The sequence below is a fragment of the Maribacter sp. LLG6340-A2 genome (genome assembly GCF_045057105.1).
In the GTDB taxonomy this organism is placed as follows: Bacteria; Bacteroidota; Bacteroidia; order Flavobacteriales; family Flavobacteriaceae; genus Maribacter.
In genome coordinates this window covers 1,300,434-1,316,945 of the sequence record NZ_CP159332.1, presented here as the reverse complement: position 1 = coordinate 1,316,945, position 16,512 = coordinate 1,300,434, and the positions used below count along the sequence as shown (strand labels likewise).

Below are 16,512 nucleotides of genomic sequence, written 5' to 3'. Positions count from 1 at the left end.
TTTAATCATGGTAATTATAAAAGTAAGGTGAGTTGTTGTTTCTGCCCACCATATAAATGTTGTTGCCTTTTATTTTAATCTTATGTACCTCTCTAGATGCCCCATTAATTTGAAGCATCTTATATAAATTGTTAAAAGGTGTGATTGTATCCTTTGTATTGTACAAAATTAACCCATGAAGGGCATCTAACCTGCCTAACTGTGTGCTAATTTCAAAGTTATTGCCCACAATTAACAAATCATCAAATCCGTCAGAGTTAAAATCATTTGCTACCATATCGTTGATGGTAGATATTTGTGCAATTTTAGGTAAAAGATGTTTTGAAAATTTTCCTGTTCCATCATTTTTAAACCAACAGCTTTGTAGCTCATTAACCTGTTTTCTTTCTGCATTTTTTAACGAGGATTGGCCAAAAAGTTCATCTATATTGGCTTCTGCAAAAGTTGAGTAGGAAAGGAATTTTTTATTTAAATAGGGCAATTGTTTTACCAATTCATCTTTTGAAGCAAATGCTGTTTCGGTATCCTTATGATAGTAGGTGATAATAGGGTCTATTTGTCCATTTTCATCAAAATCATAATTATAAAGTGTAATGGGCTTGGCTTTGGAGGCTTTAAACTTGGTGTTTAATCCCCAATTACCGCATACAAGGTCTTTATGACCATCATTGTTCAAATCTGCAACAAGGATAGTGTTCCACCAACCGTTGGTGTCGTTAAGCAGATTGTTGGTCTGTAGTATTAATTGCTTGCCATTATTTAGGAATATTGAGATGGGCATCCAGTGGCCAACGACGATTAAATCATCGTAGCCATCTTTATTTATATCGGTCCAGACCATATCCTTAATGTTGCCCAAAGATTTAAGTTGGGGAGCAACTTTTTCAATTTGATTGGTAAAAATTCCTTTACCGTCATTGATAAAAAAATATTGATCAGGTGTAATACCGTAAGCAGTAGGTTTTTGGTCCGCACTGATGACGACATCATAATCCCCATCTTTATCAAAATCGTTATATGAAATTTTAGAGGCATTTAGTTCAATATGGTTGAATGCTAAAGTGTCTTTAATAAAGTTTCCATTTTTATTAATATAAAGCCTGGGTTGTAATGGCTTTCCGTTTAAAAATTCATTTCCTCCACTTGCCACCAATAAATCGATAAAACCATCACCATTAGCGTCAAAAAAGATGCTACAGGTATCTTCGTTAATTGCATCATTTTCAAATAATTCGGTTTGTGTTTCAACGAAAAGGTCATTAGAGTCCTGTAAAAATAATTTAGAAGGCTGAGCTTTTGCCCCTCCAATAAATATATCGTCCAGGCCATCATTGTTTATATCTGCAATAGAAATTGTAGGTCCTTCATTGGAGTTGGCGTACGGTATTAATGGTTCTTTGCTAAAATCTAAAGAAGGCCTTTCACGGTGTATAAAATTTAAATAAGCTGCGGTTTCTGTTAATGCATTTGTACTTTCTATTGGTGTTTTTTTGTTTGGTAATGTACTATTTCTGTACTCTAAAGTTATTTCCTTGTTTATCTCCGGATTTTTGATGCTCTGTCTCTTGTTATCTGGCCAAACTATGGTTAAGGAATCTATAGAACGGGCACTACCAAGGCCAAAGTGCAATTTATTGGAGCTAGAGGATAGATACCCATTAGTGGTAAAATGCTCTAAGGTTTGTTTACCGTTTTTGGTATACAGATTTATTTTAGCCCCAATACCAAATATATTATGTGTTGGTCCTTTTAAACTAATGGATAAATAATTAGAATTGGTTAAGTTGTTTTTTAAGATGTAAAGTTCTTCATCAATGTTATTTACAATAATGTCTAGATCACCATCATTGTCTAAATCAGCATATGTGCAACCATTACTAAATGATGGTCCTAAATTTGACCATTTGTCGGTTACATTGGTAAAACTTAAATCTTTATTATTTTTAAAAAAATAGTTTGAAACCTTTTTCTCTGGGATTTCATTAATAAGTGGCATATCAGTATCCTCCATGCCTGCATCTATTCTTTTTTGAATTTCGTCATTGGCAATGAAATTCATATAATCCATATCATTGGTAGCCCCTTTAATGCCGTTGGATACAAATAGGTCTTTGTAACCATCATTATCAAAGTCTGCTAACAAAGAACCCCAGGACCATTCTGTTGCGGAAATGCCACTTAAATTACCAATTTCTGAAAAGTTTTTACCTTCATTGTTCAGATGCAATGTATTTTGCATGTATTGTGGGGCATACCCATTTCTTAAGTATTGTTGGTAAATGGGAAAGGCATATTCTAACCCAGATGTTTTATAGGTATGTAAATCTTCTGGCAGCATGTCCAATGATACAATATCCGGGTAAGAATCATTGTTAATATCGGCAATGGCGTTTCCCATAGAGTAGTGGGTAGTGTGGCCTAAAATAGTATCATCTTGTGATGTAATTTCCTTGAAGGTTCCGTCTTTCTGATTTATATAGAGATAATCATTTTCAAAAAAATCATTTCCCACATAAATATCCGGATAACCATCATTGTTTAAGTCGCTGATAGATAGTCCTAATCCATAACCAGATTTACCTTGAAAAATTCCAGATGCGGCACTAGTGTCTTCAAAGTACCCGTTATTGTTAGTGTAGAGCCGGTCGCCAGAAATAGAATCTATAATTTTACGCTGTTTTCCTTTACCATAATTAATGTTGGGGTGAACGGAATGATTAAGAAGAAACATGTCTAAATCTCCATCTTTATCATAATCAAAAAAAGCAGCTTTGGTAGACAATCCGGAAAAAGCTAAACCAAATTCCTCTGCCTGTTCTTTAAAAGAAGGAATACCATCTTTATTAATGCCTTGGTTTACATATAGTAAATTTCTGCCGGTCAGTGCTCTATAGCCGGATGCTTTACAGATGTAAATATCTAATAAACCGTCATTATTAATATCAACTTGTGTAACACCGGTAGTCCAATTTCCTTGCTGTATAAGGTTATTGGGGAGCGCTACTTCTTCAAATTTAAAATTGCCTCTGTTCAGGTAAAGCTTGTCTTCTGCTTGGTTGGCAGCACAATATAAATCAATAAACCCATCATTGTTGAAGTCAGCTGTGATGACTCCTGCGCCATTATAATAATAGAGATAGTTTAAAATATTAAGTTCTGGGCTGCTATATAAACTATTTTTAAAAGTCACCCCCGTTTGTTCAGAATTGAGTTTACTGAACAAATGATTTTTTTGGTCAGAACATCTAACCAAAAGACCAAGTAGTACTATTAAAAATAATGATTTATACATGAGAGATTAGCTACTGTATGGTTCATGTAAAGAAAACAAAAATATAATTTTGATAGAATAGGGAAATAATTTATTTAAGTTTTTCTAAAGTTAGATAGAAAAAAGAATCCCTTACAAAATAAGGGATTCTCTTTAAAAAATATTAGGTATTATAATTTAGTACCCAGGGTTTTGAACCAAATTAGGATTGGCCAAAAGTTGTGGTAATGGTATTGGGAAAAGTAACCTTTTTTCATTACCGGTTTCCGCATCACCTTTAAACTCCCAACTTCTTAGATATTGTCCAAAACGAATTAAATCATTTCTTCTGTATCCTTCCGTAAATAATTCTCTTGCTCTTTCGTCAAGAATATCACTTTCAGAAACACTTCCTAGTGGCGTTGCACCTCTTAATACACGTAAGGCATTAATCATGTCCGTTGGATCGCCTGAGCTTCTGAACATTGCTTCTGCTTTCATTAAGTAAGCATCTGCAAAACGAAATTGAATTTTATGATTGGTATTGTCACCAAAACGTGGGTTATACTTAATAATACGTACACCCGTTCTTTCACTGTTGTTAATTAAGTTTTTGGCACCGGTACCGTCTACAAATTCTCTGGAGAATTTTAGGTCGTTACCCTGTCTGTCTACTAATTTGCCACCATCTAAATCATACTGTTGGTTGATTAAGAACCCAAAACCTACGTTTGATCCAAACTCATACCCTTCCGCGTCTGATGTGCCGGGTCTAGAAGTAAATGGTAAACCTTCTGGAGGAACTCCACCTCTTCTTTCTTCCTGACCGTCTAATGGTGTTAAGTCTGTTTCAACTCTATTGTTTTCCGCATCACCTTCAAAAAGGTCGTAGAATTCTGCAAGAGTACTGAAACCGTTCCAGCCACCACCACCAGCAAGACCAAACGAGTTCAGGTGTAATGGTGCATATATCATATTTTGAACGTTAGATTCTGTAAACCATATGGTTTCATTATCAGCAGTGTTTCTGAAGATGTCAAAATAACCTGCTTGTAGCTCATGGCCATCAGCAGCTATTTGATCTACCAAAGAAATAACTTCTGCCATATCTGCTGCTGCAGGAGAACCTCCGCCACCAGCTAATTGGTTTTCATAAACATGTTTGTTCAATAGAATTTTTGCCTTTAAAAAACGTGCAGCGGCTTTTCCTGGTCTTTTTAATTCATCCCCGGTACCTGCAGCGCGTGAAGGTAGACCAGAAATACAGATATCTAAATCAGAAATAATAAATGCTACTGCTTCAGCTCCGGATAGGACTGTAGGAAGTTCTGTAGTAGGAACACTTGTGTCTCTAAATGGAACTTGTCCGTAAAGATCAAGAATCCACCACATGGCATAGGCTCTTAAGAAACGAGCTTCTAATTTTACATCTTCTGGAGAATTACTTCTTTCATCTAAGATTTGAGAAGCGGCCAATTGGTTTTTGTTCCATTGCTCAAATGGGGTAATAACATCAGAATCTTCTAATCCCCATTCATGTTGGTGAAGTTTTCTCCAACGTCCGTTATCTCCCCAGTCAGCACCTCTAGTAGGTATTAATTGGGCATCTGTAGTAACCTCGTTCAAGGCGTAAGTATTAGCTTGGTCAGACAACTGTCCTCTAATATCTCCATATAAAGCTTCTAGTGCAGAAGTTGGATTTTCCAGTCCTTGGAAACCATCACTTATAAAAGAGTCGGTTTCCTCAATTTCCAAGTCGGTACAGGACACAAAGCCCCAAGCCAATAGGAAACTTGATAGATAAATTTTAATTTGATTTCTATTCATGATTTTACAATTTTTTTTAATTAAAATGAGGCGTTAATACCAAATGTTACTGTTAAAGGATTAGGGAACGTCATAAAGTCAATTCCTCTAGTAGGTAATTCTGCAGCATTTAAATTACCAGTATTAACAGTTACTTCTGGGTCAATACCGCTATAATCAGTAATTAAGAATAAATTTTGACCTGTTAAGGATAATCTTAAGTTTCTAAGTGCTCCTTCACCGGAAAGGGGAACGTTATAACCTACCGATACATTTTGTAATCTAATAAAGTCTCCTTTTTCCAAGAATCTTGTAGATACTGCGGTAGATGCACCTGGGTCTTCACCAAGAGCTAATACGTCTTGAGTAACGTTTCTTGATGTACCTATTTGTCCAGCATTGAAGAAAGAGTTTGCTGTGTTGTTGTAAACAGAGAATCCAAATTGTCCGGATAAGTAAGTAGCTACATCCCAGTTCTTAACTTTAAGATTTAAAGACAATCCTGAAGTAATATCGGGTAAAGCATCTTCACCTACAAACGTTTTGTCAACATCTGGATCACCAACGCCATTACCGTCTACATCTGTGTAAATAGGGTTCCCGGTACTGTCAAAACCTTCAAACTGTGCCATATAGTAAGAGAATAAAGAATAACCCGCCTCAAAACGTTGAGCAAAAGCACCAGTTAGGCCAGGACCGTTAATAGGACCGGAGTTAATAGCACCTGCAAAATTTTGAATTTCATTGTCATTGTATGAAATGTTGAAGTTAGCTGAGAAATTAACATCCTCTTGTTGTATGAAATCATACCCCAAAGCAAATTCAATACCTTGGTTGATAATATTAGCATCTACGTTACCAAATTGGAATGGAGTTGTTGCAGGGAATGCAGGTGGAGTTTTTAACAAAACATCCTTTGTATCTCTACGATATACATCAACACTACCGTTTAAACGGTCATTGTTAAAACCAAAATCCAATCCTATGTTGAAATCCAAAGTACTTTCCCATTTTAATGCTGGGTTATCAGTAGCAACAATAGAAAGTCCGTTAGGCTGTATTTCATTACTGTTGTTGATACCAATGCCACCAAATCGTTGTCTTGCAACAAAGTTACCATATCCTAAACCTGCTTGGTTACCAGTGATACCGGCACTTAATCTCAATTTAAGGGTTGATACGTTTTCACCAATAAAATCTTCTTCTCCTATTTGCCAAGCAAATGCTCCTGATGGGAAATATCCGTAAGCATTATCAGGTCCAAATCTTGAAGAACCATCCGCTCTCATAGTTGCAGTAAATAAATATTTACCATCAAGGCTATAATTGATTCTTCCAAAAAATGATTGAAGCTCATCTGTGTTGTCAAAAGTGTCAGCAGAAAGCGCAATCACATTTCTGTCAAATGCGTAAGGTATATTCTCTGTAGAAGATGAAGGGAACAAACGGTTTACAACCAAATCAGTAGTATTGGCAGCATAATAGAATTGCTGAAATGATCCGGAAATAGAGTTTTGGGCTCCATTAACGGAATTAACCAAATCAACGCCCATTGCATTTAGGTCTGTAGTGGAGAAACCTCTAGCTACTGCATTACGTCCTCTTGTTCTAAAGTCTTGGTAAGCATACCCAACGATAACGTCAAAATTTGAGTTTTCAAATTCCTTTGCATAGTTAACAGTAGTTTCCAAAGTTTTGTTATCTCTGTCAAGTGTGTAATACGTTCCAAATCCATTACCTGAAATACCAGGGTAATTAATGTTATTTGCACTCAAGACAGAAACATTTTCACTTTCAGATTTGTCATAACCTACATTTACTTTAGCAGAAATTTCTGAAGTAAACTTGTATTCGGCAGAACCGTTTAATAACAATCTATCTGTGTGGCTTATGTTCTGAGATTCAACCAATAGGTTGATAGGGTTTCTTGAAATACTACCATCTGGTTGAAAAGCCGTACTATTTGGCCAAGTAGGGTTTGCAGAATAAGTAGCACCTAAAATATCACCTTCAACACCGGCCGTAGAATTTAACGGTGGTTGAGATTTATTAACTCTAGATATAGATGTTTGGAAACCTAATAGTAGCTTATCCTCAAAAAATCTTTGGTTAAGATTAAGTCTTCCTGTAATTCTTTCAAATTCAGATTTTTCTATGGTACCAAATTGTTTTTGATATCCAAATGTTGAACGAACGTTACCAGAACCATAATTGTGAGAATATGATAAGTTGTTGTTGGTAGATGCTGTAGTTCTAAAAAGCACTTCTTGCCAGTCTGTATTAGCTCCAAAATCATTGGCAGCTGCATCAGCGCCATAATCTGGTAAAGCACTAAGGAATTCTTCCCTGTTCAATAAATCATATTGTCTTACCGGAGAAGCAATACTTAAGCTTGTAGAAAAATCCCATACTCCTTTAGGAGCACTTTTTCCTGATTTGGTTGTAATGATCACAACACCATTTGCACCTCTAGAACCATATATTGCCGTTGCAGATGCATCTTTTAAGATACTCATGCTTTCAATATCGTTAGGGTTAAGGAAATTTAAAGGGTTACCTGTTTGTCCACTTCCTGTTCCACCAGCATTAGAACCAGTAGCTTCTGTACTTTCACCAAATAAAGGAACACCATCTACAACGAATAGAGGGTTGTTGTTAGCTCTTACCGAGTTTGCACCTCTAATGTTAATTTGGATTCCAGCGCCAGGCTCACCTGTAGTTTGCTGAATGTTAACACCGGCAGTTTTACCCTGAATAAGTTGTTCTGGTGATGAAATGGCACCTCCGTTAAAATCTTCAGATGTTACAGCGGAAACTGAACCGGTTGCATCCTTAACCGTAGTTGTACCATAACCAATAATCACCACTTCCTCCAATGCTTCCGCATCTTCTTCTAAGGTAAAGTTGATTGTTGATCTTCCATCATAAGGTATTTCTTGTGTTTTATAACCGATATAACTGACCACAAGAACAGCTCCTTCATTTACCGACAATGTGTAATTTCCATCAAAATCAGTCTGGGTTCCATTGGTAGTGCCTTTTTCCAGGACACTTGCACCGGGTAATGGACCACTTGCATCTGAAACGGTTCCAGATACTTCTTGCGCCTGAGAAACACTAAAGGAAATAAATGCCCCTAGTACCAACAGACTTTTAAGTAGTGTAATCTTCATAAACTGTTAATTTAAAGTTGAGTTAAATAATTTCAATTGTTAAAAATATGCAAATATTGCTGCTAAGAATATTTATTTGGAGAAGTTTATTTGCGAAAACGTTTTCGTGTTAATAACTTTTTTTATTGCTAAAATCATATAAATATAGTTTTGCATTGTGGTAATTCATAAAAAACACATATCATATTTAAGAATATACAAGATATACCGAAATATAAGGATTTTTAATCATTTTTTAATTAATAATATTTCATACCCTTAAATCATAATTATATATTACCTCAATTCTAGAATGATTTACATAAAAATATTGTTAGATTAAACCGATTAATTTGTTTTTTAATTAAAAATTATAGTTGAGACCAAAAATCACATTAAAAGATATTGCCAAGGAACTTAGTGTTTCTATTTCTACCGTGTCTAAGGCATTAAAGAATAGTGATGAGATAAGTAAGGAGACAAAAGATAGAATTCAGGCATTCGCTAAGTTTTACAATTATCGGCCAAACAATATTGCGCTTAGTCTAAAGAATAAGAGGACAAAAAATATAGGTGTGGTAATTCCGGATATTGTTCATCATTTTTTCACAACGGTTTTTAGAGGTATAGAAAAGTATGCCATTCAAAAAGGTTATAATGTTATAGTATGCATTTCTGATGAATCTTTTGATAAAGAGGTTATCAATATGGAGATGTTGGCAAATGGAAGTATAGACGGTTTTATTTTATCCTTAAGCGCAGAGACCCAACTAAAAAATGATTTTGTCCACTTAAAAGAACTGATCAATCAAGGAATTCCGGTAGTGTTGTTTGATCGGGTTACGTCAGAAATTGATTGTGATAAAGTCATTTTAAACGATAGGGACATTGCTTACGAGGCAACCAACCATTTTATACAAGCGGGAGCTAAAAATATAGCATTGGTAACTACAGAGAATTTTTTTAATGTAAGCGAGTATAGGCGTAGTGGTTATTTGGCGGCATTAAAGGATGGTAATTTAAAGGCAGATGATAATTTAGTCCTGACATTGCCCTATAATATGGACAATGAGAATCTAATCAAAGAATTTTTTAAGTCGCGTACCATTGATGCCGTTTTATGTGTTAATGAAATTTTTGCGGTACAATGTATGAATATAATCAAAGGTCTTGGGTTCAAGGTTCCGGAAGATATCTCAATTATTGGCTTTACTAACGGACTATTATCCAAATATTCACATCCAAGTTTAACCACCGTGGCCCAGCATGGAGATAAAATGGGCGAGAGAGCGGCACAACTACTTATTAGCAGAATGGAATCTGAAGAAGAACAAGAAAAGCCATTTAAGACCGAAGTGATCAACGCAACGTTGATCAAACGTGATTCAACCATCAATTGATATTTTAACATCTATGAAAAATGTAGGATTTATATTTGATTTGGACGGTGTAATCGTAGACACGGCCAAATATCATTACTTGGCGTGGAAAAAACTTGCCAATGCACTGGGTTTTGAATTTACGGTTGAACAAAATGAACTTTTTAAAGGGGTGAGTAGAAAACGTTGTTTGGAAATTTTGTTGGATATAGGGCAAGTAAAAGCTAGCCAGACCCAATTTGATACTTGGATGGTAGAGAAAAATGTAGATTATCTTGCTTATATCGAAAACATGGATGCAAGTGAAATACTGCCAGATGTGCCACGGGTATTGGATTATTTAAAAAATAATAACGTACCAATTGCATTGGGTTCTGCCAGTAAAAATGCCAGGCCAATTCTAAAAAAAGTAGGACTTTTACCTTATTTTGATAGCATTGTAGACGGTAATCAAGTCACAAAGGCCAAGCCTGATCCAGAAGTATTTTTAATTGCCGCCCGTAATCTCAATGTTGAGCCGGACCATTGCGTTGTTTTTGAAGATGCGGTAGCGGGCATTGAAGCTGCAAATAGGGCAAAAATGACCAGTATTGGTATTGGGGACGAACATGTGCTCCATGAAGCAAAATATAATTTTAAGGATTTCACGGAGATGAGTACAGAATTCATTGCATCTCTAGTGCAAAAAAACTTCGCAAAGTAGCAAGTACTACCTGTAAAAATCTCACATAATTTCACGGACAAATCAACAATAATATATGAATCAGAATTATATAAAGGCAGATGCATGGTGCATTATTGAAGAAGGTTTTGATAAAGAAAACGTAAAATCTTCCGAAAGCATTTTTAGTATTGGCAATGGTGCAATGGGTCAAAGGGCAAATTTTGAAGAGACCTATACTGGCCCAACATTTCAAGGCAGTTACATTGCAGGGGTATATTATCCTGACAAAACCCGTGTTGGTTGGTGGAAAAACGGATATCCTGAATATTTTGCCAAAGTGCTTAATGCACCAAATTGGATAGGTGTAAAAGTATACCTAAATGAGCAGGAGCTAGATTTGTTTACTTGTAAAAAAGTTTCGGCTTTTAGACGAGAGTTGAACATGAAAGAAGGTTGTTATACTAGAAGCTTTATTGCGGTAACTTCAAATAATTTAGAGGTAGAGGTCACGGTAAAACGTTTCTTAAGTTTGGATTTGGATGAGGTAGGAGCAATTTCCTATTCGGTAAAAGTGCTTAATACCGAAGCCGAGATAGTTTTTGAACCTTATTTAGATAGTGGCATAACCAATGAGGATAGTAACTGGGACGATAAGTTTTGGAATACTACCCAAACCTCCATAGATGGTAATCGGGCTTTTATAGAGGCTCATACCATGAAAACAAATTTTCAGACTTGTACGTTTATGCAAGCTACATTGGAGTATAATGGTAAGTTGATAGACGGTGAGAAAGGTAATCGTACGGAAAACTATGCGTCTTTAAAATTCAAGAAAAAGATTGCTGAAGGTGAGACAGCTACCTTGACAAAATTTGGGGGATATACCGTATCACGAAATCATAAAGCAGATGAACTCGTATCCGCTGCAAATAATGTTCTGGATAAAGCAATGTCATTAGGTTTTGAAGGCTTGCTAAAATTACAAAAGCAAGCATGGGCGGCCATTTGGGATATGAGTGATATTGTTATTGAGGGTGATGTAAAGGCGCAGCAAGGTATACGTTTCAATATTTTTCAACTTAACCAAACATATTTAGGAACAGATTCTAGACTGAATATTGGTCCAAAAGGGTTTACGGGAGAGAAATACGGTGGTAGTACCTATTGGGATACAGAGGCTTATTGCATTCCATTTTATATGGCCACCAAAGATGACAAAGTGGCTAAAAAGCTTCTAAAGTATAGATATAATCATTTAGAAAAAGCCATAGAGAATGCCGCAAAACTAGGGTTCCGCAACGGTGCCGCACTCTACCCCATGGTAACTATGAATGGGGAGGAATGTCATAATGAATGGGAAATTACTTTTGAGGAGATACATAGAAATGGCGCCATAGCTTTCGCCATTTATAATTACTATAGATATACAGGAGATTATAGTTACATCCCTGAAATGGGACTGGAAGTCTTGATCGGTATTGCAAGGTTTTGGCATCAAAGAGCCAATTTTTCCAAGGATAAGAATAAGTTTGTTATTCTGGGTGTTACGGGTCCCAATGAATATGAGAATAATGTAAATAACAACTGGTATACAAATTACTTGGCAAAATGGTGTATTGATTATACTTTGATACAATTGGACAAGGTACAAAGCGGTTACTCGGAAGACTATCATCGCATCATAGGAAAGACGCAGCTTACGGATCGGGAATGTGATTCTTGGAAAAAGGTAGCGGATAATATGTATTTTCCATATGATAAGGAACATGATGTGTTTTTACAACAAGACGGATTTTTAGATAAGGATCTGGTAAAGGTGAACGATCTGCCAAAAACCGATAGGCCAATAAATCAAAAATGGAGTTGGGACAGGATTTTAAGGTCGCCCTATATTAAGCAGGCAGATGTGTTACAGGGGTTTTATTTTTTTGAAGAAGATTTTTCTACGGAACAATTACTGAAACATTTTGATTTTTATGAACCTTTCACGGTTCATGAGTCATCATTGTCTCCCTGTGTGCACAGTATACAAGCGGCAAAATTAGGAAGAATGGAGCAGGCGTATGAGTTTTATTTAAGGACTTCTAGACTAGACCTAGATGATTACAATAAGGAAGTAGAGGAAGGTTTGCATATTACATCAATGGCAGGTACCTGGATGAGTATTGTAGAAGGTTTTGGCGGTATGCGGGTCATTAACGACAAGCTATCTTTTTATCCCCAAATACCGGAGCAATGGCAGGCATATTCTTTTAAAGTGAATTTTAGAAATAGAATAATTAAGGTTCATGTAAGTGCTAACGATGTTAGTTTTCAATTGTTCGGAACTAAGGAAGTGTCCATAAGGGTCAATGGTAATAAAGTAGTGTTATTGCCAAATGAGATAATTACTGTTTAGTAAGGCTATGTCTATACTTCTTTTTAGTTTAGGACAATGAATGAGAATTTGTGTCAATGAATAGTAAAATTGTTATTTACCATGTGTTTACCAGATTGTTCGGTAATACAAGTACTACGAATAAGCCATGGGGTACAATAGAGGAAAACGGTGTAGGTAAATTTGCGGATTTCAGTAAAAAGGCCCTGTTGGAAATTAAAAATTTGGGAATTACCCATATTTGGTACACAGGTGTACCGCATCATGCGGTGATAAATGATTATACTGAAATTGGTATTTCAAATGATGATCCGGCAGTGGTCAAAGGAAGGGCAGGCTCACCATATGCCGTTAAGGATTACTATAATGTTAACCCAGATTTAGCTGAAAATCCATCAGAAAGGTTAAAAGAGTTCAAATTACTTATTGAGCGTACCCATGAAGCGGGTATGAAAGTCATTATTGATATTGTGCCAAACCATGTGGCTAGAAAGTACGAAGGAAAAACAAACCCGAAAGGGGTGTCCGATTTTGGTTTTGGTGATGATACCTCTGTTGAATATCAAAAAGATAATAACTTTTATTATATACCTGGCAGTGAATTTCAACATCCAAATTGGCGAGATGGTTATAGCCCGTTAGGAGGTAATCAGCCTAACTTTCCATTTCCCAAATTAGTGGAGATACCTGCTAAATGGACGGGTAATGGCTCGCGTAGTCCACAGCCGGATATGAACGATTGGTACGAAACGGTACGAATTAATTATGGCGTGCGCCCAGATGGCGGACTTGATTTTGACATGCTTCCCAATGATTTTGGAGAAAAAGATTATAAAGAGCATTTTAATTACTGGAAGAAAAAGATAGTACCCAGTTCATGGCGAAAATTTAGGGACATTGCCCTGTATTGGTTAGATATGGGTGTTGACGGATTTAGGTACGACATGGCAGAAATGGTTCCGGTAGAATTCTGGAGTTTTATGAATTCATCCATCAAAATGAAAAACCCAGATGCTTTTTTAATGGCAGAGGTGTATAATCCAGATTTGTACAGAACCTATATCCAAAAAGGAAAAATGGACTACCTGTATGATAAAGTGGATTTTTATGATGGTCTAAAACATATTATGAAAGGCTATGGGTGGTCCGATCATTTACCGGTGGTACAAAACGGCTTGCAAGATATAGAGCATCATATGCTTCATTTTTTGGAAAACCATGATGAACAACGTATTGCTAGTCCAGAATTTGTTGGTAATGCGGAAATTGGTAGACCGGCAATGGTCGTTTCCGCTACAATAAGTACGTCGCCCACAATGATTTATTTTGGGCAAGAAGTAGGGGAGCCGGCGGCAGAACATGCAGGTTTTGGGAGTCCGTCAAGAACATCGATATTTGATTATATAGGTGTGCCGCATCACCAAAGATGGGTAAACAACAAGAAGTTTGATGGAGGCCAATCTACTCCAAAAGAGGTGGCTTTACGTGATTTTTATAAGCGGTTATTAACGTTTACCATTGGCAGTGAGGCCTTAATGGGAGCTTACAGGGAAATACATTTTTACAATAAGGAACTTACTGAAAACTACAACCATAGAGTATTGTCTTATGTGCGGTGGGCAGAAAAACAAAAGTTGATTATAGTATCTAATTTTGATGTCAATGACCATTTTTCCTTTGATTTAAAGTTGCCGGTAGACATAGTAGACCAATGGCAATTGACCAAAAACTCCTATGAGTTGGTAGATGTCCTGTATGGCAGTAAGCATCAATTGCAAATTAGTAACGGAGAAGGGCATATTGCCATTAGTTTAAATCCGTTAGAATCCTTTATTTTTGAATTAAAACAATAGCACATGCCTAAAAGTATTTATCTAGCACTTATTTGTCTCATTTTAGCATCTTGTCATATGAAAAACGAACCTTTAGTAATTGGTCATAGAGGTGCTATGGGGCACGAAACCGAAAATACGCTACCATCCATACAGAAAGCAATGGATTTAGGAGTAGATATGATAGAAATTGATGTTTTTAAGATTAAAAGTGGTGAAATTGTAGTTTTTCATGACGAAACCTTGGACCGCTTGACCAACGCTCCAGGAAGTATAGAGGATTATTACATACTTGATTTAAGAAAGGTTATTGTTGAGGGCGGTCATAAAATACCCATGCTTCAAGATGTGTTAAAGTTAATAGACAATAAAGTAGCCTTGAACATAGAATTGAAAGGACCCGGTACTGCGGACAAGGTCAATCATATCATGAAGTATTATATTGAAAACCAAAATTGGTCAGCAGAGAATTTTATTATTTCTAGCTTTAATTGGGAGGAGTTGAAAATGATGCGAAAGTTAAATCCAAATGTGGCTATTGCGGTTTTAACCGAGGAAGACCCTGTAAAAGCTATACCTATGGCTAAAGAATTAAACGCCGTGGCCATTAATCCGTACTTTAAAAATTTGGATTTGGAGAAAGCCAATGAAATACGCGATGCCGGATTCAAAATTTATACATGGACGGTTAATGAGCCTGCAGACATAAATGCTATGAAACGTATTAAGGTAGATGGCATAATCACCAATTTTCCTGAACGAGTAAATTAATGTACGATGTTCTTGTAATTGGTGGTGGTGCGGCAGGATTTTATGCGGCAATACATATTGCCGAGAGTAGACCGCAAACCAAAATTGCAATATTGGAACGTGGTAAGGATGTACTTACCAAGGTAAAAGTATCTGGTGGTGGGCGTTGTAATGTAACACATGCAGAATTTAACCCCAGTGATTTAAGTAAAAATTATCCAAGAGGAGAAAAGGAGCTTTTAGGGCCTTTTCATACCTATGCCAGTGGTGATACCATTGGTTTTTTTGAGGAACGTGGGGTTGCCTTGAAGATTGAGGAAGATGGTAGAATGTTTCCTGTTAGTAATTCTTCACAAACCATTATAGACTGTTTTCTTTCTGAGGCGGATAGATTGGGAATTCAAGTGAAAACACATTGCTCTGTCACTGGTATTGAGCACATGGTAGAGGAAGGAACAAATAACTGGAAAGTTGCCATTGGTGATGGTTACATGTACTGTAATAAGCTTATTCTGGCCACCGGAAGCAATCCTAAAATGTGGAATTATATTGAGGCTCTTGGGCATACTATTGTGCAACCGGTACCCTCATTGTTCACTTTCAATATTAAAGATGACCGGATAGTGGATATTCCTGGTGTTGCCACTCATGCAGAAGTTAAGGTGCTACCAAAAAAGAATGTTAGGAAACCATCAACACGATTAAAATTAGAGGCGTCAAATTTAATTTCAGAGGGCCCTTTGCTGGTAACCCATTGGGGTATGAGCGGACCAGCTATTTTGAAATTATCGGCATGGGGCGCACGAATTTTAGAACAGTACAATTATCAGTTTAAAATTCAGGTGAATTGGATTCCGGAGTATCATCAAGACGGATTATTGGCACTGCTTCTTAAGGTAAAGCAGGTAGAAAAGAAAACGGTTTTAAGGACCAAAGTGCTGGATATACCAAAGCGATTATGGGCTAATTTGGTCAACGCATCTGGAATTGATGATACAATGACTTGGCCGGAAGTATCAAAACAGCAATTGGCAAAATTAGCGGAACAGTTGACTGCTGGTATATTTCAAGTAAACGGGAAAAGCACTTTTAAAGAGGAATTTGTTACTGCAGGCGGAATTGATCTGAAGGAAATAAACTTCAAGACCTATGAAAGCAAAATATTACCTGGCCTGTATTTTGCCGGTGAAATTATTAATGTAGATGCCATTACTGGCGGATTCAACTTTCAAAATGCATGGACAGGTGGCTTCATTGCTGCAAAAGGTGTTGTTAACGATCTAAACACAAATAGTGAATAAC

Annotated in this window: 9 protein-coding genes; 6 read left to right on the top strand and 3 right to left on the bottom strand. The window is 36.5% G+C overall.

The features are described 5' to 3' along the window. Position 1: 1 nt before the first annotated feature. The 3 genes from ABVM52_RS05590 to ABVM52_RS05580 form a co-directional block, all read right to left on the bottom strand. Positions 2 to 3,292, bottom strand: coding sequence for a VCBS repeat-containing protein (locus ABVM52_RS05590; protein WP_405384423.1), 3,291 nt, complete (start codon positions 3,290 to 3,292; stop codon positions 2 to 4). 156 nt (positions 3,293 to 3,448) lie between these two features. Next, a complete protein-coding gene (locus ABVM52_RS05585) occupies positions 3,449 to 5,077 on the bottom strand; it encodes a RagB/SusD family nutrient uptake outer membrane protein (protein ID WP_405384422.1) in 1,629 nt (542 codons plus the stop codon). 20 nt (positions 5,078 to 5,097) lie between these two features. After that, positions 5,098 to 8,229 carry a SusC/RagA family TonB-linked outer membrane protein gene (locus ABVM52_RS05580; RefSeq protein ID WP_405384421.1) on the bottom strand — a complete coding sequence of 1,044 codons (3,132 nt, stop codon included), beginning with the start codon at positions 8,227 to 8,229 and terminating at the stop codon, positions 5,098 to 5,100. Between the two features lie 356 nt (positions 8,230 to 8,585). Between ABVM52_RS05580 and ABVM52_RS05575 the strand changes: the two genes are divergently transcribed. From ABVM52_RS05575 to ABVM52_RS05550, 6 genes are read left to right on the top strand one after another with little or no spacing between them, the layout of a single operon-like run. Beyond that, positions 8,586 to 9,608: a LacI family DNA-binding transcriptional regulator gene (locus ABVM52_RS05575; RefSeq protein WP_405384420.1), complete on the top strand. Its 1,023-nt coding sequence runs from the start codon at positions 8,586 to 8,588 to the stop codon at positions 9,606 to 9,608. A gap of 13 nt (positions 9,609 to 9,621) precedes the next feature. Beyond that, entirely contained in the window at positions 9,622 to 10,290 is a 669-nt protein-coding gene (gene pgmB, locus ABVM52_RS05570; protein WP_405384419.1) for a beta-phosphoglucomutase, read from the top strand. A 55-nt stretch (positions 10,291 to 10,345) separates the two neighbouring features. After that, positions 10,346 to 12,649, top strand: coding sequence for a glycoside hydrolase family 65 protein (locus ABVM52_RS05565; RefSeq protein ID WP_405384418.1), 2,304 nt, complete (start codon positions 10,346 to 10,348; stop codon positions 12,647 to 12,649). Between the two features lie 56 nt (positions 12,650 to 12,705). Beyond that, positions 12,706 to 14,481 carry an alpha-amylase family protein gene (locus ABVM52_RS05560; protein ID WP_405384417.1) on the top strand — a complete coding sequence of 592 codons (1,776 nt, stop codon included), beginning with the start codon at positions 12,706 to 12,708 and terminating at the stop codon, positions 14,479 to 14,481. A 57-nt stretch (positions 14,482 to 14,538) separates the two neighbouring features. Further along, the gene (locus ABVM52_RS05555; RefSeq protein ID WP_405384416.1) at positions 14,539 to 15,231 is read left to right on the top strand and encodes a glycerophosphodiester phosphodiesterase; all 693 of its coding nucleotides are present in this window, start codon (positions 14,539 to 14,541) and stop codon (positions 15,229 to 15,231) included. Continuing rightward, a complete protein-coding gene (locus tag ABVM52_RS05550) occupies positions 15,231 to 16,511 on the top strand; it encodes an NAD(P)/FAD-dependent oxidoreductase (RefSeq protein WP_405384415.1) in 1,281 nt (426 codons plus the stop codon). The genes ABVM52_RS05555 and ABVM52_RS05550 overlap by 1 nt, the downstream gene beginning before the upstream one ends. Position 16,512 lies beyond the last annotated feature (1 nt).